At 64.1% G+C, this 26,063-nt stretch carries 27 protein-coding genes and 1 pseudogene; 21 read left to right on the forward strand and 7 right to left on the reverse strand.

Annotated features, from left to right (window positions below):
- Positions 1–76: 76 nt before the first annotated feature.
- The 3 genes from DM995_RS03370 (at position 77) to DM995_RS03380 (ending at position 2,813) form a co-directional block, all read left to right on the forward strand.
- Entirely contained in the window at positions 77–1,219 is a 1,143-nt protein-coding gene (locus tag DM995_RS03370; protein WP_116968494.1) for an acyl-CoA dehydrogenase family protein, read from the forward strand.
- 2 nt (positions 1,220–1,221) lie between these two features.
- Positions 1,222–2,022 (forward strand): SDR family oxidoreductase, encoded by an 801-nt coding sequence (locus DM995_RS03375; protein WP_116968495.1) that lies wholly within the window; start codon positions 1,222–1,224, stop codon positions 2,020–2,022.
- A 95-nt stretch (positions 2,023–2,117) separates the two neighbouring features.
- Positions 2,118–2,813, forward strand: a complete 696-nt coding sequence (locus tag DM995_RS03380; protein WP_232824013.1) for a DUF4197 domain-containing protein — start codon at positions 2,118–2,120, stop codon at positions 2,811–2,813.
- 6 nt (positions 2,814–2,819) lie between these two features.
- On the opposite strand, the gene gmk is transcribed toward DM995_RS03380, so the two are convergent.
- From gmk to DM995_RS03400, 4 genes are all read right to left on the reverse strand, one after another.
- A complete protein-coding gene (gene gmk / locus DM995_RS03385) occupies positions 2,820–3,476 on the reverse strand; it encodes a guanylate kinase (RefSeq protein ID WP_116968496.1) in 657 nt (218 codons plus the stop codon).
- A 61-nt stretch (positions 3,477–3,537) separates the two neighbouring features.
- Positions 3,538–3,921: a hypothetical protein gene (locus tag DM995_RS03390; protein WP_116968497.1), complete on the reverse strand. Its 384-nt coding sequence runs from the start codon at positions 3,919–3,921 to the stop codon at positions 3,538–3,540.
- A gap of 69 nt (positions 3,922–3,990) precedes the next feature.
- Positions 3,991–5,388 (reverse strand): class II fumarate hydratase, encoded by a 1,398-nt coding sequence (gene fumC, locus DM995_RS03395; protein ID WP_116968498.1) that lies wholly within the window; start codon positions 5,386–5,388, stop codon positions 3,991–3,993.
- Between the two features lie 33 nt (positions 5,389–5,421).
- Entirely contained in the window at positions 5,422–5,895 is a 474-nt protein-coding gene (locus DM995_RS03400; RefSeq protein ID WP_023839385.1) for an SspB family protein, read from the reverse strand.
- A 118-nt stretch (positions 5,896–6,013) separates the two neighbouring features.
- Between DM995_RS03400 and hisB the strand changes: the two genes are divergently transcribed.
- The 9 genes and pseudogenes from hisB (at position 6,014) to DM995_RS03445 (ending at position 13,196) form a co-directional block, all read left to right on the forward strand.
- Positions 6,014–6,607 carry an imidazoleglycerol-phosphate dehydratase HisB gene (gene hisB / locus DM995_RS03405; protein ID WP_116970310.1) on the forward strand — a complete coding sequence of 198 codons (594 nt, stop codon included), beginning with the start codon at positions 6,014–6,016 and terminating at the stop codon, positions 6,605–6,607.
- A complete protein-coding gene (hisH, locus tag DM995_RS03410) occupies positions 6,600–7,220 on the forward strand; it encodes an imidazole glycerol phosphate synthase subunit HisH (protein ID WP_116968499.1) in 621 nt (206 codons plus the stop codon). The genes hisB and hisH overlap by 8 nt, the downstream gene beginning before the upstream one ends.
- Positions 7,217–7,951: a 1-(5-phosphoribosyl)-5-[(5-phosphoribosylamino)methylideneamino]imidazole-4-carboxamide isomerase gene (gene hisA / locus DM995_RS03415; RefSeq protein WP_116968500.1), complete on the forward strand. Its 735-nt coding sequence runs from the start codon at positions 7,217–7,219 to the stop codon at positions 7,949–7,951. The genes hisH and hisA overlap by 4 nt, the downstream gene beginning before the upstream one ends.
- Positions 7,948–8,715, forward strand: a complete 768-nt coding sequence (gene hisF, locus DM995_RS03420; protein ID WP_116968501.1) for an imidazole glycerol phosphate synthase subunit HisF — start codon at positions 7,948–7,950, stop codon at positions 8,713–8,715. The genes hisA and hisF overlap by 4 nt, the downstream gene beginning before the upstream one ends.
- A gap of 184 nt (positions 8,716–8,899) precedes the next feature.
- Positions 8,900–9,127, forward strand: coding sequence for a hypothetical protein (locus tag DM995_RS03425; protein ID WP_031318712.1), 228 nt, complete (start codon positions 8,900–8,902; stop codon positions 9,125–9,127).
- Between the two features lie 43 nt (positions 9,128–9,170).
- Positions 9,171–9,494, forward strand: a complete 324-nt coding sequence (locus DM995_RS03430; protein ID WP_023839379.1) for a phosphoribosyl-ATP diphosphatase — start codon at positions 9,171–9,173, stop codon at positions 9,492–9,494.
- A gap of 5 nt (positions 9,495–9,499) precedes the next feature.
- A complete protein-coding gene (locus DM995_RS03435) occupies positions 9,500–9,880 on the forward strand; it encodes a histidine triad nucleotide-binding protein (protein WP_116970311.1) in 381 nt (126 codons plus the stop codon).
- 67 nt (positions 9,881–9,947) lie between these two features.
- Entirely contained in the window at positions 9,948–11,501 is a 1,554-nt protein-coding gene (locus DM995_RS03440) for a pentapeptide repeat-containing protein (protein ID WP_116968502.1), read from the forward strand.
- A 146-nt stretch (positions 11,502–11,647) separates the two neighbouring features.
- Positions 11,648–13,196 (forward strand): annotated as a pseudogene (locus DM995_RS03445) (amino acid permease).
- A 49-nt stretch (positions 13,197–13,245) separates the two neighbouring features.
- Here DM995_RS03445 and DM995_RS03450 read toward each other — a convergent pair.
- Entirely contained in the window at positions 13,246–14,499 is a 1,254-nt protein-coding gene (locus DM995_RS03450; RefSeq protein ID WP_116970312.1) for a multidrug effflux MFS transporter, read from the reverse strand.
- A 91-nt stretch (positions 14,500–14,590) separates the two neighbouring features.
- Here DM995_RS03450 and dinB point away from each other — a divergent pair, with 91 nt between their 5' ends.
- Positions 14,591–15,691 carry a DNA polymerase IV gene (dinB, locus tag DM995_RS03455; protein WP_116968503.1) on the forward strand — a complete coding sequence of 367 codons (1,101 nt, stop codon included), beginning with the start codon at positions 14,591–14,593 and terminating at the stop codon, positions 15,689–15,691.
- Here dinB and DM995_RS03460 read toward each other — a convergent pair whose 3' ends face one another.
- Entirely contained in the window at positions 15,692–16,159 is a 468-nt protein-coding gene (locus tag DM995_RS03460; RefSeq protein WP_116968504.1) for an NUDIX domain-containing protein, read from the reverse strand. It lies immediately after the preceding gene.
- Between the two features lie 16 nt (positions 16,160–16,175).
- Complete coding sequence (gyrB, locus tag DM995_RS03465) at positions 16,176–18,689, reverse strand: DNA topoisomerase (ATP-hydrolyzing) subunit B (RefSeq protein ID WP_116970313.1); 2,514 nt, start codon at positions 18,687–18,689, stop codon at positions 16,176–16,178.
- Positions 18,690–18,842: 153 nt separating this feature from the next.
- On the opposite strand from gyrB, the gene DM995_RS03470 reads away from it, so the two are divergent.
- The 8 genes from DM995_RS03470 (at position 18,843) to repC (ending at position 26,030) form a co-directional block, all read left to right on the forward strand.
- The gene (locus DM995_RS03470) at positions 18,843–19,382 is read left to right on the forward strand and encodes a hypothetical protein (protein ID WP_116968505.1); all 540 of its coding nucleotides are present in this window, start codon (positions 18,843–18,845) and stop codon (positions 19,380–19,382) included.
- Between the two features lie 97 nt (positions 19,383–19,479).
- Entirely contained in the window at positions 19,480–21,042 is a 1,563-nt protein-coding gene (locus DM995_RS03475) for a class I adenylate-forming enzyme family protein (protein ID WP_116968506.1), read from the forward strand.
- Between the two features lie 50 nt (positions 21,043–21,092).
- Complete coding sequence (locus DM995_RS03480; protein ID WP_116968507.1) at positions 21,093–21,524, forward strand: GxxExxY protein; 432 nt, start codon at positions 21,093–21,095, stop codon at positions 21,522–21,524.
- A gap of 51 nt (positions 21,525–21,575) precedes the next feature.
- Positions 21,576–23,141, forward strand: coding sequence for a glutamine-hydrolyzing GMP synthase (gene guaA, locus DM995_RS03485; protein ID WP_116968508.1), 1,566 nt, complete (start codon positions 21,576–21,578; stop codon positions 23,139–23,141).
- Positions 23,142–23,445: 304 nt separating this feature from the next.
- Positions 23,446–24,648: a tyrosine-type recombinase/integrase gene (locus tag DM995_RS03490; RefSeq protein WP_000954590.1), complete on the forward strand. Its 1,203-nt coding sequence runs from the start codon at positions 23,446–23,448 to the stop codon at positions 24,646–24,648.
- A 147-nt stretch (positions 24,649–24,795) separates the two neighbouring features.
- Positions 24,796–25,017, forward strand: coding sequence for a helix-turn-helix transcriptional regulator (locus tag DM995_RS03495; protein ID WP_001179606.1), 222 nt, complete (start codon positions 24,796–24,798; stop codon positions 25,015–25,017).
- A gap of 4 nt (positions 25,018–25,021) precedes the next feature.
- A complete protein-coding gene (locus DM995_RS03500) occupies positions 25,022–25,849 on the forward strand; it encodes a helicase RepA family protein (protein ID WP_001162384.1) in 828 nt (275 codons plus the stop codon).
- Positions 25,836–26,030 carry a replication protein C, IncQ-type gene (gene repC / locus DM995_RS03505; protein ID WP_502696575.1) on the forward strand — a complete coding sequence of 65 codons (195 nt, stop codon included), beginning with the start codon at positions 25,836–25,838 and terminating at the stop codon, positions 26,028–26,030. The genes DM995_RS03500 and repC overlap by 14 nt, the downstream gene beginning before the upstream one ends.
- Positions 26,031–26,063: the final 33 nt, after the last annotated feature.

Raw genomic sequence — 26,063 nt, forward strand, 5'->3', positions numbered from 1 at the left:
GGCCCACCCCGGTTCAGCAAGCTGAACCTGCCCCTCCCGCAAGCGGGAGGGGAGAGACTTTCAGGGAGCATTTAGAATGGCACTCGATCCCGAAATTTTCGACGCGCTGCTCGAAGGCGTCCGCCGGTTCGTTGCCGAACGGCTGCGGCCGCTCGAGGCGCAGGTATCCGAGACCGACGAGATTCCCGACGATCTCGTCCAGGACATGCGCGATCTGGGGCTGTTCGGCCTGTCGATCAGCGAGGATTATGGCGGTCTCGGCCTCAACATGGAGGAGGAGGTCCGCATCGCCTTCGAGCTCGGAAGGACGTCGCCCGCGATGCGATCGACCTTCGGCACCAATGTCGGGATCGGCAGCCAGGGGCTGGTGATGGACGGCAACGAGGCGCAAAAGGCCAAGTACCTGCCGCTGATCGCCAGCGGTGCGATCATCACCTCGTTCGCGCTGACCGAGCCCGATGTCGGATCGGACAGCGGATCGGTAAAGACCCGCGCCGAGCTCGACGGCGATGCCTATGTGCTCAATGGCTCCAAGCGCTATATCACCAATGCCGACAAGGCTGACCTGTTCACGGTGATGGCGCGCACAGGCGGGCCCGGCCCCAAGGGCGTCACCGCCTTCCTCGTCCCGCGCGATCTACCGGGCCTGTCGGTCGGCAAGCCCGAGCGCAAGATGGGCCAGCAGGGCGCGCATGTCTGCGACGTCAATTTCGACAATGTCCGCGTTCCGGTCGAGAACCGGCTGGGCGCGGAGGGCGATGGCTTCAAGGTCGCGATGCGCGTGCTCGATCGCGGGCGGCTGCACATTTCGGCGGTCTGTGTCGGCGCGGCGGAGCGGCTGATCGCCGACAGCATCGCCTATGCCAGGGAGCGCCAGCAGTTCGGCAAGCCGATCGCCGAGTTCCAGCTGATCCAGGCGATGATCGCCGACTCGGTGGCCGAGTGCAAGGCGGCCAAGGCGCTGGTGCTGCAGACCGCCCAGGCCAAGGATCGTGGCGAGCGGATCACCGAGGATTGCGCCTGCGCCAAGCTGATCGCGTCCGAAATGGTCGGCCGCGTCGCCGACCGCGCGGTGCAGATCTTCGGCGGCGCTGGCTATATCGCCGATTACGGCGTCGAACGCTTCTACCGCGACGTCCGGCTGTTCCGCATCTACGAGGGCACCAGCGAGATCCAGCGCACCATCATTGCAAGGGAAGCCTTGCGTTCGGAGAAATGAACATGAGCATCGAGAATTTGTTTTCGGTCAAGGGCAAGGTCGCCCTGGTCACCGGTGGATCGCGCGGCATCGGCAAGATGATCGCGCAGGGGCTGATCGCCGCGGGCGCTAAGGTCTATATCTCGGCGCGCAAGGCTGCCGCCTGCGACGCGACAGCCGAGGAACTGGGTCCGAACTGCATTTCGCTGCCCTGCGACGTCTCGAGCGTCGAAGGCGCGCGGCAGCTCGCCGCGCAGCTGGCCGAGCACGAAAGCCGGCTCGACATTCTCGTCAACAATGCCGGCGCCGCATGGGGCGCGGAGTTCGAGGACTTCCCCGAAATCGGCTGGGACAAGGTGATGGACCTCAACGTCAAGTCGCCCTTCTTCCTGACCCAGGCGTTGCATGGCCTGCTGAAGGCGGGCGCGACCGCCGAAACCCCGGCCAAGGTGATCAACATCTCCTCGGTCGACGGCATGCGCATCAACCCGTGGGAGACGTACAGCTATCAGGCGAGCAAGGCGGCGCTGATCCAGCTGACCAAGCGCATGGCGGTCCGCCTGCTGCGCGACCATATCTATGTCACCGGCATCGGCCCGGGCGCCTTCCCCTCGGACATGAACAAGGCTGCGCGCGACTATGGCGACAAGGTGGCCAGCGGCATCCCAAACAAGCGCGTCGGCGACTGGCAGGACATTTCGGGCGCGGTGATCTTCCTCGCCAGCCGTGCGGGCGATTATGTCATCGGCACGACCATCCCGGTCGATGGCGGCATCGTCAACGCCTCGGTCCCGCAGGGCGGCTACGACCCCGAAGGCCATTGATCGGTCGGGTTCGGACGTAAAATCGCGGTGCGCGCACTGGCCGCGCGCACCGCTTTCATGCACACTGCCTGTCGGAAGCGATGGGGAGATGCGAAATGGCGTTGAGCAAGCTGGCCCTGGCCATTTCATTGAGCGTGGCGACAGTGGCGCTTGTCGCGCCGGCGCACGCGCAGAGCCGCAAGAGTGCGCCATCGCTGGGCGGGTCGATGAAGGGCCTGCTCGGCAATGCCTCGGACAGCGCACTCGATCAACTCGGACGACCGGGTGCCTTCTATGCCGACCAGGCGGTGCGCATCCTGCTGCCCGGTCCGCTGCAAAAGGCGACCAAGCTGCTGCGGCTGACTGACCGGGCGGGGATCACCAACAATCTGGTCAAGTCATTGAACGATGCCGCTGGCCTCGCCGCGCAAGAGGCCAAACCGGTGTTCCGCTCGGCGATCGATTCGATGACGCTGACCGATGGCGTCGGCATCGTCGCGGGGGGCGATACCGCAGGCACGGAATATCTGCGCCGCACCTCGGGCGAGGTGTTGCGGCAGAAGATGCGGCCGCTGGTCAGCAGCGCGCTGGGCCGTACCGGCGCCTTCAAGCAGCTGGATAGCCTGGGCAAGGGTGGCACCGGCGGTGTACTCGGCGCGCTCGCGGGCGTGGACCTCAGCCGCGACGGGCTGATCGACAGCGTCACCGATCAGGCGATGTCGGGTATCTTCACCTATATTGGGCGCGAGGAAGCCAATTTCCGCAGGAACCCGCTCAAATCCGGCAAGAAGCTTCTCGACCGGGTGATGTGAGGCGCGTCAGGGGGCCGGCTTGTTCATCAGGTCGCGGACATAATCGATCAGCCCGGTCTGGCGCGCGCGGCGCATCCTTTCCGAATTGAGGATCTGGCGAACCTTCTCGAAGCAGTTCTCGACATTGTCGTTGATGACGACGAAATCATAGCCGTCCCAATGGCTGATCTCGTCCTGCGCCCGCGCCATGCGCCCGGCGATCACCTCTTCGCTGTCGGTGTTGCGGCTGCGCAGCCGCCGGTGCAACTCTTCCAGCGAGGGAGGAAGGATGAACACGCGGACGACATCGCCCTCGGCGCGCTGGTAAAGCTGCTGCGTGCCCTGCCAATCGATGTCGAAGAGGAAATCCTGCCCTTCGCGCAGACCCTGCTTCACCTGCGCCTTGGGCGTGCCGTAATAATGGCCGAACACCTTGGCCCATTCGAGCAGCGCATTGTCCTCGACCAGCCGGTGGAATTCGGCTTCGTCGATGAAGTGATAATCCTTGCCGTCGACCTCGCCGGGGCGGGGCGGACGCGTGGTCACCGAAACCGACAGGGCGATCTGGTCGTCTGCCTCGAGCAGCATCCTGGCGATGGTCGATTTTCCCGCCCCGGAGGGCGAAGAGAGAATGAACAGCAGGCCACGACGGGCCAGGGGCGCTTGAACGACGGGTATGACCATGGCGGCTCATGGCCAAAGCCTCCGCCAAAGGTCAACCAATTTGTGCGTTACGGGCCGCGGATCAAGCCTGGGGCGGCTTGCCCTTTTGCTTGCGCTGGTCGTAGACCGCCTTGGCGAGGAGCGCACCGCCGACCAGCAGCGCACCCGGGACCGAACGCGTGGCGATGCGCGCGGCAATCGCCCCCATGACCGTACCACCAAACACTGTCGCCGCGATCTGGCTCCGTGCCCTGGCACCGATCATGTTGCGGACCATTTCATCATTGGCAGCCGTCGTGATCAACCGACTCGCGCCGTTCCATGCGCCCACCGTCCAGTGCGGGCGACCCGCGGGGGGCGCGGCGGTGACGCCGGTCCCATCCACCGGAGCCGGTGCGTTCACCACCGGCGTGGTGCTGGCGGGCGTGACGGGGGCGGACGGGCTGTCGTTCACGGGGCTGGTCATGGCACATCCATAGCTGATTTGGGCTTCGACCTCAAACGCCTACCGCTGTGGGAGCGTTCCCGCACGGTGTCAGCGACCGATCATGTCCTGCGGGCGGACATGCGCATCGAACGTGGCTTCGTCGACCAGGCCCAGCGCCAGCCCTGCCTGCTTGAGCGTGAGCCCATGCTCGTGCGCGTGCTTGGCGATCTTGGCGGCATGGTCATAGCCGATGACCGGGGCGAGCGCGGTGACCAGCATCAGCGAGCGATCGACCAGCTCGGCGATCCGCGTTTCATTGGCCTTCATCCCGTCGACGCAACGCTCGGCGAAGCCCTCCATCCCTGTCGCCAGCAGATCGACCGAGCGCAGAACGTTCGCCCCGATCAGCGGCTTGAACACGTTGAGTTCCATATGGCCCTGCAGCCCGCCGATGGTGATCGCCTGGTGATTGCCCATCACCTGCGCTGCGACCATGGTCAGCATCTCGCACTGGGTCGGGTTGACCTTGCCCGGCATGATCGAGCTGCCCGGCTCGTTCGCGGGCAACTCCAGCTCGCCCAGACCCGAGCGTGGGCCCGAGCCGAGAAGGCGGATGTCGTTGGCTATCTTGGTCAGCGCCACCGCCAGCGTGTTGAGCGTGCCCGAAAGGTGCACCAGCGGATCGTTGCTCGCCAGCGCCTCGAAACTGTTCTCCGCCGGGTGGAAGGGATGGCCGGTGATCTCGGCGATCGCCTCGCACATCTCCTGCGCGAAGCCCTTGGGCGCGTTGAGACCGGTACCCACTGCCGTCCCGCCGATGGCGAGGCGATAGGTGCCCGCGACCACCGCCGGTTCGATCCGTCGTCCGCAGCGATAGAGCTGGTTGGCATAGCCTGAAAATTCCTGGCCCAGGGTCAGCGGGGTCGCATCCTGCAGGTGCGTGCGACCGATCTTGACGATATGGTCCCAGGCTGCCGCCTTGTCCGCCAGCGCTTCTGTCAGCCGGTCGAGCGCGGGGCGCAGCCGGGCCTGCACGGCCAGGCTGGCGGCGATATGGATGGCGGTGGGGAAGGCGTCGTTCGACGACTGGCTCTTGTTGACATGATCGTTGGGATGCACCGGGGCCTTGCCGCCGCGCTGGCCCGTTAGCAGCTCGTTCGCGCGGCCCGCGATCACCTCGTTGACGTTCATGTTGCTCTGCGTGCCGCTGCCGGTCTGCCAGATGGTGAGCGGGAACTGGTCATCGAGCGCGCCGGAAACCACCTCCGCCGCCGCGACTTCGATCGCGTCGGCTATGTCCGCAGGCAGGCCATGGTTGCGGTTCACGCGCGCCGCCGCCTGCTTGACCACCGCCAGCCCATGGACGATGCCGATCGGCATGCGCTCGTGCGGCGCGAAGGGGAAGTTCTCGAGGCTGCGCTGCGTTTGCGCGCCCCAATAGCAATGGGCGGGAACCGCGATCTCGCCGAGCGAGTCGCTTTCGATGCGGGTATCGATGTCTGTCAAAGGCCCAATCCGTAAAAGGCGGCCCTCAAGCCGCTATTTGCGCTTGCCGAAATCCACGCTGACGACGTTGGAGCCGTCGCCATCGCCGCCGGGATGATCGTTTTCGGCCGCTTCGTGCGGCTCGGGCGGAGGTGTATCGCCCGAAACCTGGAATTGCAGGCCGAAATCGACCGCCGGGTCGACAAATGCGGTGATCGCACTGAACGGAATGAACAGGTGCGCAGGCACCCGGTTGAAGCTCAGCCCCACCGAAAATCCGGTCTTCTCGACCTTCAGGTCCCAGAATTTCTGCTGCAGGACGATCGTCATCTCGTCCGGGAAGCGCTCGACCAGATGGCGGGGAATGTCCACGCCCGGCGAGCGCGTCTTGAAGGTGATGTAGAAATGGTGATTGCCCGGCAGTCCGTTCGATTCGACCTCGCCCAGCACGCGGCCGACGACCGCACGCAAGGCTTCCTGGACGATCTCGTCATAGGGAATCAGGCTGTCGGGCGCATCGTCACTCATGCCCATTTTGTTGGACTGACATTCGTTCAGGGTCAAGGCGCTAATGCCCGCGCGACATCATCCGGCGACCAGCGGCAAAATTGTTGCGCGAGTCTGCAAGCTGATTATAGGGCGCAGCATGCGCACCGCCCGGATAGAACGCAAGACCCATGAAACCGACATTTTCGTCGAGCTGAACCTCGACGGGACAGGCCAGTTCGATGTTTCGACCGGCATCGGTTTTCTCGACCATATGGTCGAGCAGTTTTCGCGCCATTCGCTGATCGACCTGACCTGCCGGATCAAGGGCGACCTGCATGTCGACCAGCACCACACGACCGAGGATTGCGCGCTCGCCATCGGCCAGGCGCTGACCCAGGCGCTGGCCGACAAGGGTGGGATCGTGCGCTATGGCCATGCCTATTCGCCGATGGACGAGACGCTGAGCCGCGTCGCCGTCGACATATCGGGGCGTCCCTTCCTCGTGTGGAAGGCCGGCTTCAGCCAGCCGCGCCTGGGCGAGATGGACACCGAGCTGTTCGAGCACTGGTTCCACTCGATCGCGCAGACCGCTGGCCTCACGCTCCACATCGAGCTGCTCTACGGCGCTAACAACCACCATATCTGCGAGAGCATCTACAAGGGTTTTGCCCGCGCGATGCGCGCCGCCGTGGAGATTGACCCGCGCAAGCAGGGCGCGGTGCCTTCGACAAAGGGCATATTGGGTGGCTGATCGCGTCGCGCTGATCGATTATGGCGCGGGCAATCTGCACAGTGTCCACAACGCGCTGAAGGCCGCCGGCGCCGCCGATATCGCGGTAACCGATGATCCTGCACTCGTGCGCGCGGCCGACCGGATCGTGCTGCCCGGCGTCGGTGCCTTTGCCGCGTGCATGAACGGCCTATCGGCGATCCCCGGCATGATCGATGCGCTCGAGGCAAGGGTGCGCGGCGACCAGGTGCCGTTTCTTGGCATCTGCGTGGGCATGCAGCTGCTCGCCGAGCGCGGGCTCGAGCATGGCACGCATGCAGGGCTCGGCTGGATCGGCGGCGAGGTGCGCGCGATGGACGCGACCCCATCGATCAAGGTGCCGCATATGGGCTGGAACGACGTCACCCCGTCCGATGGCGCGCCGCTGATCGTGCCGGGCGAGGCCTATTTCCTGCACAGCTATCATTTCGCGGCCGCCGATGCCGCCGATGTCGCTGCGGTTACCGATCATGGCGGTCCCGTCACCGCTGCCGTCGCGCGCGACAACATTCTGGGCGTGCAGTTCCACCCCGAAAAGAGCCAGGCCTATGGCCTCGATCTGCTCCGCCGCTTTCTTGACTGGACCGTGTCATGAGCATCATCGTCTTTCCCGCGATCGACTTGAAGGGCGGTCAGGTCGTGCGCCTCGCCGAAGGCGACATGGACCGCGCGACGGTCTATGGCGACGATCCCGCCGCCCAGGCGCAGCTCTTTGCCGAGGCGGGCGCACAGCATCTGCATGTCGTCGATCTCGATGGTGCCTTTGCCGGCGAGGCGGTCAACCGCAGCGCGGTGGAATCGATCATCAAGAGCTTTCCCGGCTATCTCCAGCTCGGCGGCGGCATCCGCACACGGGCAGCGGTCGAAGGCTGGTTCGACCTCGGCGTCGCACGCGTCGTCATTGGCACGGCTGCGCTGACCGATCCCGAATTCGTGCGCGACATGGCCAAGGCCTATGCAGGCGGCATCGTCGTCGCGGTCGATGCGCGCGACGGCATGGTCGCGACGCACGGCTGGGCCGATGTCTCGGACGTTCCGGTCGTCGACATGGCGCGCCGGTTCGAGGACGCGGGTGTCGCGAGCCTGCTGTTCACCGATGTCGGGCGCGACGGACTGCTCAAGGGCTGCAATATCGACGCGACGGTCGCGCTGGCCCGCACCACCGATATTCCCGTAATCGCCAGCGGCGGTGTGAAGGGGCTCGACGACATCCACCTGCTCAGCCTGCATGCTGAAGATGGCATCGAAGGCGTCATCACGGGGCGCGCGCTCTATGACGGGCGGCTCGATCTTGCCACCGCGATCGCCATGGCCTCGCGCGGATGAGCGTCCGGGTTCGCGTCATCCCCTGTCTCGACGTCGCCAATGGTCGCGTGGTCAAGGGCGTGAACTTCGTCGATCTGCGCGATGCGGGCGACCCGGTCGAGCAGGCGCGCGCCTATGACGCCGCCGGCGCCGACGAGCTCTGCTTTCTCGATATTTCCGCGAGCCACGAGGCGCGCGGCACGATTATCGATGTCGTCCGCCGCACCGCCGAGGTCTGCTTCATGCCGGTGACCGTCGGCGGCGGGGTGCGCAGCGCCGAAGATGCGCGCGCGCTGCTGCTCGCCGGGGCCGACAAGGTCGCAGTCAACAGCGCGGCGGTGTCGCGACCCGAGGTCGTCGCCGATATCGCCGAGCGCTTCGGCAGCCAGTGCATCGTTGCCTCGATCGACGCGCGCCGTCGCGCCGATGGCGAGGGTTGGGAAATCTTCACCCATGGCGGGCGCAAGGAAACCGGCATCGACGCGATCGAGCATGCGCTGAAGCTCACTCGGCTGGGGGCAGGGGAGCTGCTCGTCACCTCGATGGACCGCGACGGCACGCGCGATGGCTATGATCTCGATCTGATCCGCACCATCGCCGATCAGGTCGACATTCCCGTCGTCGCGAGCGGCGGGGTCGGCCATATCGGCCATCTGGTCGAGGGTGTCACCCGCGGCCATGCCAGCGCGGTGCTCGCAGCCTCGATCTTCCATTTCGGCGAGGCGACCATCGCCGATGCGCATCGCGCGCTGGCCGAGGCCGGACTGCCCGCACGATCACATTGATCCTGCAGCATTTGCGACGGGCCGATTGTCGGCAGCCTTGACAGTCGCGGTGCATGGCGCTGAGGCGTTAACCATCGAGCGCACGCTTTTCCGGGGCTTTGCGCAATCTGGCAGAGCGCTTGCTTAACCATTGGGCATGAAGTGTCTCGGAATGAAACCCGGCAGGAGCGAAAGGTTGAAGGTCATGCGCCGCATCGCCGTCATCGTGCCCGGTCTCGCGCTGGCTGCACCGCTTCAAGCGAGCCCGCTCGGGCGGATCACGCTCGACGGCCTGACGCGCGCCGAGGGCATCCGCAGCTGGATCGAGATTACCGAACCGGGCAGCATCGGGCTGTTGTGCATGGGCATAGCCGGGCTGCTGATCGGTCGCTGGGCCGCGGGCCGCCACCGCAAGGGCCCGCCCAGGCCCTGAGCAGGCTTGACGCCAGCGCGGCTGCGGAGCAGAGCGTGGCCATATGGCAGACCCGATTATCGCAAGGCTCGAAGCCGTCATCGCCGAGCGGCGCAAGGCATCGCCCGACAGCAGCTATGTCGCGAAACTGAGCGCGCGCGGCCGTCCGCGCATCGCCCAGAAGATCGGCGAGGAAGCCGTCGAAGCCGTGATCGCCGCGATCCAGGGCGACGGCAGGGGCGTCGTCAGCGAAAGCGCCGACCTGATCTTCCATTTGCTCGTGCTGCTCGCCGATATGGGTCTGTCCTGGGCCGACGTGCTCGCCGAGCTCGATGCGCGCGAAGGCACGTCCGGCATTGCCGAAAAGCTCTCTCGCCCCAAGGAGTGACCACCATGCCGATCGATCCCACGCTGCCCTATGACGATCAGAACATCTTCGCGAAGATCCTGCGCGGCGAGATTCCCTGCACCAAGGTGCACGAGGATGATCATGTGCTGGCATTCAAGGACATCAATCCGCAGGCCCCGACGCACGTGCTGGTGATCCCCAAGGCCCCGTTCGTCAGCTGGGACGACTTCTCCGCACGCGGCACCGACGAGCAGATCGCGGCATTCGTGCGCGGCGTCGGCGAGGTGGCGCGCAAGCTGGGTCTGGTCGAGCCGGGCTATCGCCTGCTTGCCAATATCGGGCTGGATGCGCACCAGGAGGTGCCGCACCTGCATGTCCATCTGTTTGCCGGAAGGCCGCTCGGCCCGATGCTTATGCGAGGGTGACGCGATCCCTTCTCAAGCCGGCGCGGCAGGTATAGTCTGCCGCGAGCGGGCTTGAGGGGAGGCATCGATGCTGCGAGTTCTGGCCGTCCTTTGCGTCATGTTGCTGGCGCCGCTTGCCGCGCACGCCCAACCGACGGTCCCGTGCGAAACCATGCTGGGCGATTTCTGGGGCGAAAAAGAGCCGGCCGCCGATGTGCGAACGGTGGACGGAACTGCGATCCGGTCGCCCGAGGCGCTGGTCAAGGCGGTGGGGCAGGGGGCCGTCGTCCAGGGCGGCTCGTTTGCCGGCTGGAATTTCAGCCGCATGGCACTGTCCAATGCCTGCTTTGTCGAGGCGGATCTCAGCAAGAGCGACTGGACGGGCGCGCGCGCGGCGGGGATCGGCTTTATCAAGACCAACCTGACCGATGCCGTGCTCACCGGCATCCATGCGCCGGGCGTGCTGTTCCGCGACGCCAATCTCACCAATGTGCGCGCGGACAAGGCCGATTTCAGCGGGGGGATGCTCGAGGGCGGCTGGTTCGAAGGCGGCGTCGATGGCTGGAATCTCGATGGCGCCAATCTTTCCCGCTTCGATTTTTCCTGCGGGATCACCCTGTCCGATGGATGCCCGCTCTATGCCAGCGACAAGCCGATCTCGGCGCGCGGTGCCAATTTCAGCCAGGCGAAACTCAGCAGCTTCCACCGCTATGGCCTGACCGATATCGAGCTCGACGGCGCGCTGCTCGACCGGACCGAGATTTCGCCAGCGCAGCTGGCCAGCCTCAAGGGGCGAATGATCGCGCACCCGCTCGTGCTCGTCGGGGGCGACGCCCGGATGGAATTGACCGCCGCCGAGGCGCAGTCGCTCGTCGATGACATTGCGGTCAGCGATACCGCCGTGCGAGACCCTTCGTTCGACTGCGCCAAGGCCACCAGCCTCGCCGAGCGGACGATCTGCCTGCCCGACAATCGCGATCTGGCCGACGCCGACCGGCTGCTCGCGAAAACCTTCGTTCAAGCGCGCAGCAAGAATGCGCAGCTTGTCACCGAGCAGCGGCAATGGCTCAGGCAGCGCGACGCCTGCATGGGTCAGGAATTTCCCGCCGATTGCCTGCGCACTGCCTATACCGAGCGGCAGGGGCAATTGCTGGGCGCGCTGGGAGAGAGCGACTGGCTGAAGCCGGGCGAGGGCGCGCTGTTCATCGATGACGAGCTGCCGGCGAGCGAGGCGATGCGCCAGACGCCCCTGTTCGCGCGGCTCGCACCGCTGCTTGCGCAGGCCTCTATGGGCTATGCCTATGTCGAGAGAACCGCTGACGGCCGCTATGAGGCGAGCGGCGAATCCGTCGGCGCCAATGCCCACACTTGCACGCTGGGCGCGGGCGGGCTGAGCCTCGATCCGCAGACCGGCTGGTACAGCGTGAAGGACAGCGAGAGCAACCGGCGTATCCGCGTCATCCAGGTCGATGGTAACTGGCTTCGCGTGGTGGCCAACGGTCACCCCTATGGCGAGGAACTGGAGAGCGCCGCCGATTATGCCAGCTGCGGGGCGCGCGCCGCCTTCGGACCGATGCGGCGGATCGCGCTGCCTGGTGACATCCTCCGAAGCTATGCCGAGCGTGCCGCCATCGAGCAGTGACCCGCGCGCGATGCGACAGATGGGTGACAAGCCGGTTGCCAGCGCGTGAAAAGCCGCTAATCCTGTGCCCAACATGGAGGGGGTGGAACCTCCGGGACGCAACCGGCTGGCCACGGGCCTGCCAAGGGTGGGAAATCGTACACATCATGAAATTTGCGCGTGTCAAACCGCTGGACGCCATATTGGCGACCGCCAAGAAGAAATCGCTGCATCCGACACTGGGCTGGTTCCAGCTGACCCTGTTCGGCATCGGCTGCGTCATCGGCACGGGTATCTTCGTGCTGACCTCGGCCGGCGCCCAGAAGGCCGGGCCGGGCCTGATGCTGGCCTTCGCAATTGCGGGCCTGATCTGCATCGTCGCGGCCTTGTGCTATGCCGAGATCGCCGCGATGATCCCGGTCGCGGGCTCAGCTTATACCTATACCTATTCGGTGATGGGCGAGCTGCTCGCCTGGACGGTGGGATGGGCGCTCGTCCTTGAATATGCGGTCGCGGCGAGCGCGGTGTCGGTCGGGTGGTCCGGCTATTTCACCGGCACGATATTGAACGAATTCTTCGGCATAACGCTGCCGACCTATCTCACGGCGGGGCCGGTCTGGCTGGGCGGCGCGCCCGGCGGTTTGATCAACCTGCCGGCGATCGTCATCGCGCTGCTGGTGACCTGGCTGCTGATGATCGGCACCAGTGAATCGGCGAAGGTCAATGCCGTGCTAGTCGCGAATCAAGGTGACCGCACTGACCGCGTTCATCATCCTGACGCTGCCCAAGGCGGACATGGCCAATTTCAACCCGTTCCTCCCCGCAGGCGTGTTCGGCGGCTTCGGTTCGGGCATCGGCGCGGTGGGCGCTGCGGCGACGATCTTCTTCGCCTATGTCGGCTTCGATGCGGTTTCGACCGCAGCGGAGGAAACCAAGAACCCGCAGGTCAACGTGCCGATCGGTCTGATCGGAAGCCTGGGCATCTGCACCGTCTTCTACATCCTGGTGGCTGCGGGCGCTGTCGGCACCATCGGCGGCCAGCCGATCCTGGGACCCAATGGCATTCCGTTCCCCGCAGGTTCGGAAGAACTCGCGCGTCAGTGCGCGTTGCCGCAATATGCTGACATGCTGGTCTGCTCGAACGAGGCGCTGGCCCATGTGTTGCGCGAAATCGGCTTCAGCGCCGTCGGCAACATGCTCGGCATCGCCGCCTTCGTCGCGCTGCCTTCGGTGATCCTCATCCTGCTGTTCGGCCAGACCCGCATCTTCTTCGTGATGGCGCGCGATGGCCTGCTGCCCGAAGGCCTGTCGAAGATCCATCCCAAGTGGAAGACCCCCTATGTGGTGACCGCGATCACCGGCGGCATCGTCGCCTTTGCCGCCGCCTTCCTGCCGGTCGGCCAGCTTGCCGATATCGCCAATGCCGGGACGCTCTACGCGTTCATGATGGTCGCGATCGCGGTGATGATGCTGCGCAAGACCGATCCGAACCGCGAGCGTCTTTTCCGGACGCCGATGCTGTGGCTGGTCGGGCCCGCGACGATTGCCGGCTGTATCTTCCTGTTCCTCAACCTGCCGCTGGAAGCGATGCTGGTGCTGCCCGCCTGGGGCGCGATCGGCCTCGTGATCTATTATCTCTATGGCTACAAGGCGAGCCATCTGGGCAAGGGCATAATCGAGATACCCGAGGACGATCCCGGCGTCGTCTCGCACTGAGGCAAGCGAAAACCCCGGCGTGACCCGCCGGGGTTTTTCTTTGAACGACTTACATCGGCGATTTGGGGCAGGTGCCCGGGCGGCGGAAGAGCTGCCAGTTCTCTGCCCAGAAGATCACTGCCAGCGAAAGCAGTCCGCAGCTGAGGAAGCCGATCGCCATTGGCAGCGTGCTGCCATCAAAGGCCTGACCGACCAGCGCGCCGATCGCGGTGCCCAACACGGTGCGGAACGCCATCTGGAATGACGATGCCGCCCCGGCCATTGCGCCGAAAGGCTCCATGGCGATCGAACCAAAATTTGCACCGATAAAGCCGACCATCGCCATGTTGAGCGCGACGATGACGAGGAACAGCGCCATCGGCTCGCCCGGCAACAGCGCCGCGCCGATCTGCGCGGTCGACAGCACCAGAAACGCGAGCAGCGCCGATTGCGAGACCCGTCGCGCGCCAAATCGTTCGACGATCCGGCTGTTGAACCAGTTCGACACCGCCATCGCGCCTGCGACGGCGGCAAAGGCATAGGGAAACAGGTCCGGTGCGCCGAACACATCAGAAAAGATCTGCTGCGAGCTGTTGAGAAATCCGAACATTGCCCCCATCAGCAGGCCGCCCGCGGCGACATGGCCGAAGCCGGTCCGATTGAACACGACCTTGGACCAGGTGCTGCCAATGGCATCGAGCCGGATCGGGATCACGTTTTCGGGCCGCAGCGTCTCGGGCAGGCGCAGCCACACCCACAGGGCCACCGCGCTTCCCATCACCGCGAGCAGGATGAAGATGAACTGCCACTGCGCGAAATAGAGGATCAGCTGGCCGACGGTTGGCGCGAGCACGGGCACCGCCATGAACACGATGAAGATGATCGACATGAAGCTCGCCATCCGGTCGCCCGAGAAGATGTCGCGGATCACCGAGACTACCAGCACCCCCATCGCGGCGGCGGCAAAGCCCTGCGCGAACCGCAGCACCAGCAGCGTCTCGAAGTCGGGCGCAAAGGCGCAGGCAAAGCCGAAGATCACGTAGAACAGCAGCGAGCCCAGCAATACTGGCTTGCGCCCGAACCGGTCGCCGATCGGCCCATAGATCAGCGACCCGATCCCCATGCCCATCAGATAGCTGCTGATCACGAACTGGCGGTCGTTGGCGCTCGCGACATCGAACGCCGCGCCCAGGGCCGGAAAGGCGGGCAGGATCGAATCGATCGCGAGCGCGTTCAGCGCCATCAATGCCGCCATCATGGCGACGAGTTCGCGCGTTCCCAGGGGGAAGGCGGCTTCATTACGAGCTATTGCGGTCGATGCCATATCGAGTGTCTTTTCATTGTGCATCGCACCATAATGGGCGCTGGTTCGGCGATTGCCAACCGCGCGGACGGTTTCTATTTTGCTCAAACCCATGGAAGGCGCAGCCGATCCCCTTTCGCGCAAGATTATCCATATCGACATGGATGCCTTTTTTGCGAGCGTCGAACAGCGCGACAATCCGGCGCTGCGCGGGCTTCCAGTGGCGGTGGGCGGATCCTCGCGGCGCGGGGTGGTCGCGGCGGCCAGCTATGAGGCACGCGCCTTCGGGGTGCGATCGGCGATGCCGTCGGTGACTGCACAGCGGCGATGCCCGGACCTGGTCTTCGTCAAGCCGCGCTTCGACGTCTATCAGTCGGTCTCGCGCCAGATCCGCGACATTTTCGCGCGGCACACAGACCAGATCGAGCCGCTCTCGCTCGACGAGGCCTATCTCGACGTTACCGCCAACAAGCAGGCGATCGCTTCGGCCACCCATATTGCCGAGATGATCCGTGCCGATATTTACCGCGAGACCGGGCTGACGGCCAGTGCGGGCGTGTCGTACAACAAGTTCATCGCCAAGCTCGCGAGCGACCAGAACAAGCCCGATGGCCTGTGCGTCATCCGCCCCGAACAGGGGCCGGGCTTTGTCGCCGCACTGCCGGTCAAGCGCTTCCACGGGGTCGGTCCGCGCACTGCCGAGAAGATGGCGGCGCTGGGCATCGTCACTGGGGCCGACCTTGCGGCCAGGTCGGAGCAATGGCTGCTCCAGCATTTCGGCAGCTGGGGCAGCTATCTGCACGGCGCCGCGCGCGGGATCGACAACCGCCCGGTCCGCGCCGATCGCATCCGCAAGTCGATCGGCGGCGAACGCACCTATGGCGAGGACATCTGGACCGAGGACGGGCTGCGCGCCGCGCTCGAGCATGTCGCGGACATCGTGTGGGAGCGGGTCGAGCGCGCCGAAGGCCAGGGACGGACGGTGACGCTCAAGGCGCGCTTCGCCGATTTCCACACCATCACGCGCGCGCGCACCCTGCCGCAGCCGGTGTCGGGCAGGGCGATGTTCGGGGAGATCGGTCAGGCGCTGATCGATCAGATCCTGCCGTTGCACAATGGCGTGCGCCTTCTGGGACTGACGCTCTCGGGCCTGTCGCGCGCGGGAGACGAGGACGCGCAGGACGAACGCCAGCCCGAACTGCCCTTCGCCTGATTACCATCGGTCCGAGGGCGGCAGCCCATCGCGCACCTCGATGATCCTCCGCCGCGATGCATCGGCCAGCGCATCGGGCAGCGCATCGAGCGGAAAGAAGCGGGCCTCGAGCAGCTCACCGGGATCGGCCCGGGGATCGTCGCGGGTCTCGCCGACGACGATGGTGATCTGGTCGGGAAAGCCCTCATGGTGCGACAGGAACTCGCCATGCATGCGCGGGCTTTCCAGCCGGCACCCGGTTTCTTCGAGCACCTCGCGAATCCCGGCCTCCACCGACGTCTCGCCGCGCCCGACACCGCCACCGGGCAGCATGTACCGGTCGGTGGCGTAATAGCTGTGCCGGATCAGCAGCACCTCGCGCCCGCGCAGGACGACCGCCTTCACGCCCTGCGTGCGGATCTGGAACAACCGCCGAAGGATCAGCCGCACCCGGTGCGCGACGATATAGGCGAGGCGGAGCGGGGTCATGCCGTCGCTCCGAACCTCAGACGTCCAGATTGGCGACGTTCAGCGCATTTTCCTGGATAAAGTCGCGCCGCGGCTCGACGACATCGCCCATCAGCTGGGTGAACACCTCGTCGGTGACATCGGCATCCTCGACCTTCACCTGCAGCAGCGAGCGATGGTTGGGATCGAGCGTGGTTTCCCACAGCTGCTCGGCGTTCATCTCGCCCAGCCCCTTGTAGCGCTGGACCGCCAGACCCTTGCGCCCCGCGGCCAGAATGGCGTCGAGCAGCGCGGAAGGGCGGTTGATGACGAGGCCGGTGGCGATCACCGCTTCCTCGGCATCGTCCTCGCCCGCCTCGGCGGTTGCAGCTGCGGCCGAGCTGGCCTTCACCAGCCGGCTCGGGTTCAGATAGACCTCGGCAAATTCGCCCGCCACGCGGTGCAGCTTGCGCGCTTCGGCGCTGTTGAGGAAGGCAAGGTCGACGACATGATGGTCGGTCACGCCGCGCCAGAAGCGCTGCAGATGATAGCCGCCTTCGGCCGACAGTTCGCCCTGCCAGCGCGCCTCGGGATCGGCGCCGCCCATCCACTGGGCTGCCTTTTCGACCGCCGCCTGGCGATCGCCCTGCGGCATGTCCGGCGTCAGCGCGCCAGCGAGCGCGAGCCCCTCGACGATCAGCGGATCGTAGCGCCGCGGGATATAGGTCATCAGGCTCTTCATCCGGCGGGCATGCTCGATCAGCTCGCGCAGATCGTCGCCGCCGCGCACACCGCCAATGGTTTCAAGCACGCGGCCCTGCAGCCCGGCATCGACCAGATACTGGTCGAGCGCGTCGTTATCCTTGAGGTACACCTCGCTCTTGCCCTTGCTCACCTTGTAGAGCGGCGGCTGCGCGATGTACAAATGCCCGGCGCGGATGATTTCCGGGATCTGCCGGTGGAAGAAGGTCAGCAGCAGCGTGCGGATATGCGCGCCGTCGACGTCTGCGTCGGTCATGATCACGATCTTGTGATAGCGCAGCTTCTCGAGGTTGAAATCGTCGCGGATGCCGGTGCCCATCGCCTGGATCAGCGTGCCGACTTCCTTGGACGAGATGATCCGGTCGAAGCGCGCGCGCTCGACGTTCAGGATCTTGCCGCGCAACGGGAGAATCGCCTGATAATGCCGGTCGCGGCCCTGCTTGGCCGATCCGCCTGCCGAGTCACCCTCGACCAGGAACAGCTCGGACTTGGCGGGATCGCGCTCCTGACAGTCGGCGAGCTTGCCGGGCAGCGAGGCGATGTCCATCGCGCCCTTGCGCCGGGTGAGTTCGCGCGCCTTACGCGCGGCTTCACGCGCGGCGGCGGCATCGATGATCTTGGCGACGATCGCCTTGGCGTGCGCCGGGTTTTCCTCGAGCCATTCGGCCATCTTGTCGGCCATCAGGCTTTCGAGCGGCTGCCGCACCTCGGAGCTGACCAGCTTGTCCTTGGTCTGCGAGCTGAACTTGGGGTCGGGCAGCTTGACCGAGACGATCGCGGTCAGGCCCTCGCGCATGTCATCGCCGGTGAGCGAGACCTTTTCCTTCTTCAACAGCCCCGACTTTTCCGCATAGCCGTTGAGCGTACGGGTCAGCGCCGCGCGGAATGCGGCCAGATGCGTGCCGCCGTCGCGCTGCGGGATGTTGTTGGTGAAGCACAGGACGTTTTCGTAATAGCTGTCATTCCATTCGAGCGCGACGTCGATGGTGACATCGTCGCGCGAGCCCGAAATCGCGATCGGATCGGGCATCAAGGGTTGCTTGTTGCGGTCGAGCCATTTCACGAACGCGGCGATGCCGCCCTCGTAATAGAGATCGTGCTCCTTGGCCTCGGCATGGCGCTCGTCGCGCAGCACGATGCGCACGCCCGAGTTCAGGAACGCGAGCTCGCGATAGCGGTGCTCGAGCTTCTCGAAATCATACTCCTGCACGTTCTTGAACGTGTCCTGCGAGAACAGGAACGTGACCTGCGTGCCCTTCTTGCCCTCGGGCGCGGGGCCCATCACCGCGAGCGGCGCTTCGGCATCGCCATGGCGGAAGCGCATCCAGTGCTCCTGCCCGTCGCGCCAGATGCGCAGTTCGAGCCATTCGGACAGCGCGTTGACGACGCTGACACCCACGCCGTGCAGGCCGCCCGAAACCTTGTAGGCATTGTCGTCGCTCGTATTCTCGAACTTTCCGCCCGCGTGCAGCTGGGTCATGATGACCTCGGCGGCCGAAATGCCCTCTTCGGGATGGATGCCGGTGGGGATCCCGCGGCCGTTATCCTCGACCGTCACCGAATTGTCGGGGTTAAGCGTGATCAGCACGCGGTCGCAATGCCCGGCCAGCGCCTCGTCGATCGCATTGTCCGACACCTCGAACACCATGTGGTGCAGGCCCGAACCGTCATCGGTATCGCCGATATACATGCCGGGGCGCTTGCGTACGGCGTCGAGGCCCTTGAGAACCTTGATCGAATCCGCGCCATAGCTGTTGGTGTTGGCGGGGTTCTGGTTGTTTTCGGTGGAGGTATTGCTGGTATCTGTCATGAATTTGCCATAGCCGCGTACCCCGCGAAACCCAAGCATAACCGGTCAGTTTTGCACATATTTTCGATGGCACCCGGCCGCGTATCTTTCCCATGGCGATGGACCCGCCGCAGCTTGCTTGAATGCCGTCGGCGAAGGCTCTAGCAAGAGGACATGAAAGCTGCCCTGCTGCCCCTCGCCATTGCCCTGACGCTCGCCGGTTGCGCCGATCCCGAGCCCGCGCAGAAGCGCGCGCCGGGCGGGGTGCAGGCAGGCGAGCGGCTCGACGCAGCCCAGCCCAGCCCGACGGCGCGCGCGGTCAATATCGGCGAGGGCGGCGCGCGGTTCGCGGCCTGTCAGGGGCGCGGGCGCGTGGGCAACCTGCGCGGCGGTACATTGCCGGTGCGCGATGCGCCCTTCGAGGACGCCAAACAGATCGGCGAACTGACCGAAGACGCGCATGTCTTCATCTGCACCCGCAGCCTCGACCAGCAATGGCTGGGCGTGGTGGTGGCGGGCGAGGACGGGACGAAACCTGCCGCGGCTTCCCCGGCGCCTGTCGAGGGCACCGAACCGACCGGCGCTGCGGCGACTACGCCCGCAACCGGCGTCGATTGCGGTGTCACCGCCCCGGTGCGCGGCAAGCGCCCTTATGCCGGTCCATGCCAGAGCGGCTGGGTCGAGAGCACCTTTGTCGCAGTGGTAGCGCGCTGAGCGGTTTACGCTTCCGATAGCCTCTTTCCTCTCGTGCACGCTCTGGGCATAGTCCGGAGCGACAGACGCCCGACGGCGCGCAAGGAGAGGAATTCGCATGGACATTCGCGCGGAGCTTGAGAAGGAATTCGGCAACTGGCCTGGTATCATCGCCGCCTGGGGCAGGGAGCGCCCCGATGCCCCCGCGCTTGACGATGGCCAGCGGCAGATCGGCTGGGGCACGCTTTCCGATCAGGTCGATCGTATTGCGACGACACTGCGCGTGCTCGCCGACGGCCTCCAGCGCGGTCAGGCGGTCGCGATCCTCGGCACGACTTCGGTCGCCTATGCGCTGGCCTATCTTGGTGCGATCCGGGCAGGGGGCTGCGCCGCGCCGCTGACCACCAGCGCGACGCCGCGCCAGCTCGCCAACATGCTGGCGGATTCGGGCGCAATTCATCTGTTCATCGACCGCGAAAAGCGTGCAGAGCTGATCGCGAGCGGTGTCGACCTGGGCGAAGCGCGCCATATCATGCTCGACGCTGCGGACGGCGATGCGTCCGCGATGGACGGCTGGATGGCCGCTCCCGGCACCGCCCCCGATATCGCGCCACCCCAACCGGGCGACCCGTTCAACATCATCTATTCGAGCGGCACGACTGGCACGCCCAAGGGCATCGTGCATTCGCACGCAATGCGCTGGCGCCAGTCGGTCGCGGGTTTCCAGTCGATCTACAGCGAGAACGCGCGCGCGATCCTCTCGACCCCGCTCTATTCGAACACGACGCTCGCCGTGTTCCTGCCGACCATGGTGCACGGCGGGCTCGCCCGGCTGATGGGCAAGTTCGATGTCGGCCAGTGGCTCAGGGCGGCCGAGGCGATGCGCGCGACGCACACAATGCTGGTGCCGGTGCAATATCAGCGGCTGCTCTCGGACCCCGCGTTCGATGCGCATGACCTGTCGTCGATGCAGATCAAGTTCTGCACCAGCGCCCCGTTCAGCGCCGAGCTCAAGGCCGAGGCGCTGCGCCGCTTCCCCGGCGGGCTGGTCGAGATCTACGGCATGACCGAAGGCGGCGTCGTCTGCATGCTCCAGGCGCACAATTTCCCGGACAAGCTCCATACGGTGGGCCAGCCGGTCAAGGGGCACAAGCTCAAGGTCATCGACGAGAACGGCAACGAGCTTCCTCCCGGATCCAAGGGCGAGATGGTGGGCCGATCGCCGACGATGATGAGCGGCTACAAGAACCAACCCGACAAGACCCGCGAGATGGAATGGCGCGATGCCGACGGCCAGCTGTGGTTCAAGATGGGCGATATCGGCATCATGGACGAGGACGGGTTCGTCCAGATCGTCGGCCGCGCCAAGGACATGATCATCTCGGGCGGGTTCAACATCTATCCCAAGGACCTCGAAGAGGTGCTGATGCAGCAGCCCGGCGTCGCCGATGCGGCGGTGGTCGGCATGCCGTCCGAGCGCTGGGGCGAAACCCCGGTCGGCTTCGTCGTGGCCGCGCCGGGACATTCGCTCGACCTGGGCATACTGCTTTCAGAGGTGAATGCCGAGCTCGGCAAGACCCAGCGCCTGTCCGCGCTCTACCCGATCGACGAACTCCCGCGCAGCCATATCGGCAAGATCCTCAAAACCGACCTGCGCGCGATGCTGGCGGAGGGGGTATAGGGTTTCACGCGAAGGCGCGAAGGCGCGAAGGCGCGAAGGAGAATACCGCGATGCGCAATGTGGAGGAGCTTGCGAGCATTGCGGTCGATTGCGGGCTGCACGTCCATCGGGAGCTGGGGCCGGGCCTGCTGGAATCGGTTTATGAGGCAGTGCTTGCACACTGCCTCGAAGAAAGAGGTCTGGCGGTCCAAAGGCAATTGTCCATACCGATCAGTTTCCGCGGCTTGCAGCTCCGCGAAGGCTTTAAGGCCGACATTGTGATCGAAGGTGCGCTCATTATTGAAATAAAATCTGTCGAAGCCCTGTTGCCAGTCCATGGCAAGCAGCTGCTCACCTACCTTCGGCTTGCCAACATGTCTCTGGGCCTGTTGATGAACTTCGGCGGAGCTACTTTCAAGCAAGGCCTGAAGCGGGTCGTCAACGATCACAGAAACTTCGCGTCTTCGCGTCTTCGCGTGCACCACAATCCGCAAACGTCCTGAACGCGCTCACGCCTCTAGACTTGGCAAGACAGGGCAACTATCGGCTCATCCATGACCATCGCCCATGACGAATCCGTGCTGATTGTCGATTTCGGCAGCCAGGTGACGCAGCTTATCGCCCGCCGGGTGCGCGAGGCGGGGGTGTATAGCGAGATCGCCCCGTTCAGCAGCGCCGAAGCGGCGTTTCACCGGATGAAGCCCAAGGGCATCATCCTCTCGGGCGGCCCCGCCTCGGTCACCGAGGACGGCAGCCCGCGGGCGCCGGACGCAATCCTCCAATCGGGCCTGCCGATCCTGGGCATTTGCTATGGCCAGCAGACCCTGATTCAGCAGCTCGGCGGCACGGTCGAGGGCGGCGGCGAGAAGGGCGGCGAATTCGGCCGCGCCTTTATCGAGATTACCGACCGCTGCCGTCTGTTCGACGGCCTGTGGAAGGAAGGCGAGGCGCATCAGGTGTGGATGAGCCATGGCGACAAGGTCACCGCGCTCGCCCCCGGCTTCCGCTCCGTCGCCTCCTCGCCCGGCGCCCCCTATGCGGTGATCGCCGATGACGAGCGCTGCTTCTACGCGATGCAGTTCCACCCTGAAGTGGTGCACACGCCCGACGGTGCCAAGCTGATCGCCAATTTCGTCCGCCATGTCTGCGGCTGTCGCGGCGACTGGTCGATGGCCGAGTTCAAGGCCGCCAAGATCGCCGAAATTCGCGCGCAGGTCGGCAGTTCGCGCGTGATCTGTGGTCTTTCCGGCGGTGTCGACAGCGCGGTCGCGGCGGTGCTGATCCACGAGGCGATCGGCGACCAGCTGACCTGCGTGTTCGTCGACCATGGCCTGATGCGGATGGGCGAGGCCGACCAGGTGGTGAGCCTGTTCAAGGGCCATTACAATATCCCGCTGGTGCATGTGCAGGCCGAGGCGCTGTTCATGGGTGGCCTGGCGGGCGTCACCGACCCCGAACAGAAGCGCAAGTTCATCGGCAAGACGTTCATCGACGTCTTCGAGAGCGAGGCGCGCAAGATCGGCGGCGCGGAATTCCTCGCGCAGGGCACGCTCTATCCCGATGTGATCGAGAGCGTCTCGTTCACCGGCGGGCCGTCGGTAACGATCAAGAGCCACCACAATGTCGGCGGCCTGCCCGAGCGGATGAACATGAAGCTCGTCGAGCCGCTGCGCGAATTGTTCAAGGACGAGGTGCGCGCGCTGGGCCGCGAGCTCGGCTTGCCCGACGTGTTCGTCGGTCGCCATCCGTTCCCGGGCCCCGGCCTCGCCATCCGCATTCCCGGCGAGGTGACGCGCGAGCGCTGCGACATCCTGCGCAAGGCCGATGCGATCTATCTCGACGAGATCCGCAATGCCGGGCTGTACGACGCGATCTGGCAGGCCTTTGCCGTGCTGCTGCCGGTCAAGACCGTGGGCGTGATGGGCGACGGCCGCACCTATGACAGCGTCTGCGCGCTGCGCGCGGTCACCAGCACCGACGGCATGACGGCAGACATCTATCCGTTCGACGCGAGCTTCCTGCAGCGCACCGCGACCCGGATCATCAACGAGGTCAAGGGCATCAACCGCGTGGTCTATGACTATACGTCGAAGCCGCCCGGCACGATCGAATGGGAATGATTCCGCGTCTGGCACAGCCAGGCACCTGATGGCATGAAATGCCGCTAAGCCCGCGTAATTGCGGGCTTTTTTTTGTTTGTGTTTGGCACGATCTGGCAACGGGAGGAAGCGCCAAGCACCGTTTGAGCATGGCATTAAAGCTGGTATTATGGTTTGGCGATGCCATGATTGATGCCGATACCATGCTGCGTTCTTTTGTGTGTTCATGGTATTAATATTCTATAAGTTACTGTTTCGTAAGAAAAAATACGATAAATTCGAGATTTTTTCAGCATGGTATCGGAGACGAAGAAGGACAAGGTACATGCTGACCGATACCAAGCTGCGCAATCTCAAGCCCAGGGACAAACTCTACAAAGTGAATGACCGGGAAGGTCTCTATGTGGCAGTGACTCCAGCCGGCTCCATCTCGTTCCGTTACAACTACTCAATCAACGGTCGGCAGGAGACCATCACCTTTGGGCGTTATGGTGTCGGTGGCATCACCCTGGCCGAAGCCCGCGAGCTGTTGGGTGACGCCAAGAAGATGGTTGCGGCGGGCAAGTCGCCGGCCAAGGAGAAAGCCCGAGACAAGGCGCGGGTGAAAGATGCAGAGACGTTCGGTGCCTGGGCGGAGAAGTGGCTGCGTGGCTACCAGATGGCCGACTCCACCCGCGATATGCGCCGCTCGGTTTATGAGCGTGAGCTGAAGCCGAAATTCAGCAATCAGAAGCTGGTGGAGATCACCCACGAAGACTTGCGGGCGCTGGCTGATGCCATTGTTGAGCGAGGCGCACCGGCCACCGCCGTTCATGTGCGTGAAATCGTGTTGCAGGTATTTCGCTGGGCCATCGAGCGTGGGCAGAAGGTCGAAAACCCGGCAGAACTGGTGCGCCCAACAAGCATCGCTCGATTCGAGCCACGTGACCGAGCGTTGACGCCAGAAGAAATTGGGCTGATGTACCAGTACATGGAGCGAGTGGGCACAAGCCCAACAAACCGTGCGGCGGCCAAGCTGTTATTGCTGACGATGGTGCGCAAGAGCGAGCTGACCAATGCGACCTGGAGCGAGATCAATTTCAGCGAAGCGTTGTGGACGATTCCAAAGGAGCGGATGAAACGCCGTAACCCGCACCTGGTATTTCTGTCCCAGCAGGCTCTGGATATTTTCATTGCCATGAAAACCTTTGCCGGTGGTTCCGACTTCGTTTTGCCATCACGGTACGACTCGGATGCGCCGATGAGCGCTGCCACACTTAACCAGGTGCTGACGCTGACTTACAAGGCGGCGCAGAAAGATGGGAAGTCACTTACCAAGTTCGGACCGCATGATTTGCGGCGCACAGCCAGCACGCTGTTGCATGAGGCCGGCTACAACACCGACTGGATCGAGAAGTGCCTGGCGCACGAGCAGAAGGGCGTGAGGGCTGTCTACAACAAGGCTGAGTACCGCGAGCAGCGGGCGGCGATGTTGCAGGATTGGGCCGATATGATTGATGAGTGGACTTCGGGAGGCAGTAAGGGTTGATGTTTTTGCTATCTTTGATAGCATTGAAGTTGATGCCGTGAATTTATAAATAAGGCCGCCATTGGCATCGGGCAGGTCAATTACCGATTAGCTGCTTCGCGCAGCTACTCGATGAATAGCAACTATTCATTTGAGAGGTATTGACCCATGCAAAATATAAAGACCCTCATCAACAGGAAGAAGCTCCTGGAGATGATCCCGCTTTCGACACGAACAATTTATAACCTGGAGCAGCGAGGGGATTTTCCACGCCGTATCGCGTTAACCAGTAGAAATGTCGCCTGGGATTTGTCAGAGGTCGAAGAGTGGATTGAGGCACGTAAATCATCGGGTGATCAAGCTGCGCGACCTGGCCCTATAGAGGGCTAGTTATATGGCTCTTGATCTTATGGCGGCTTTCACGGAATTGCCGCCACCCATTGATTATGTTCTGCCTAATATGGTTGCTGGCACTGTTGGTGCTCTTGTGTCGCCTGGTGGGGCTGGTAAATCCATGTTGGCCCTTCAATTGGCTGCACAGATTGCAGGCGGGCCTGATTTACTTGAAATAGGCGAGTTTCCCACCGGGCAAGTGGTCTATCTGCCTGCTGAAGATCCACCGGCCGCTATTCACCATCGTCTGCACGCCCTTGGGGCACACCTCAGCGCAGCGGAACGGCAAGCCGTGGCTGATGGTTTGCTCATTGAACCCTTGATCGGTAAATGCCCAAACATCATGGCTGCTAGCTGGTTCGATGCTCTCAAACGAGCCGCTGAAGGTCGTCGCTTGATGATCTTGGACACTTTGCGGCGCTTCCACATTGAGGAGGAGAACGCTAGCGGGCCGATGGCGCAGGTTGTTGGGCACATGGAGGCCATAGCCGCTGATACAGGCTGCTCCATTGTGTTTCTGCACCACGCGAGTAAAAGCGCAGCCATGATGGGGTCGGGCGATCAACAGCAGGCCAGTCGTGGATCGTCCGTACTGGTTGATAACATCCGTTGGCAATCGTACCTATCCGGCATGACGCAAGGCGAGGCCGAGATACTGGGGGTCGATGATTGTCAGCGTGGGTATTTTGTCCGCTTTGGCGTCAGCAAGGCCAACTATGGCGCACCTTTTCAAGAACTCTGGTTTAGACGGCACGACGGCGGCGTGTTGAAGCCTGCTGTACTGGAGCGGCAGTGCAAGGTGAAAAGGAGACAGCGTGAAGAAGCCTAAGCATGACCTGACCCACGTCCGACATGATCCCGCGCACTGTTTGGCACCTGGCCTGTTCCGCAGCCTCAAGCGTGGCGATCGCAAACGCTGCAAGCTGGACGTGACCTACACCTTTGGCGAGGACGAATCCATGCGTTTCGTCGGATTCGAACCTCTCGGTGTAGCGCGACGATCAGGGTGAGAAGGTAGCGACGATCAGGATGAGAAGCGCTGA

Source organism: Blastomonas sp. UPD001, from assembly GCF_003426715.1.
Lineage (GTDB): Bacteria > Pseudomonadota > Alphaproteobacteria > Sphingomonadales > Sphingomonadaceae > Blastomonas.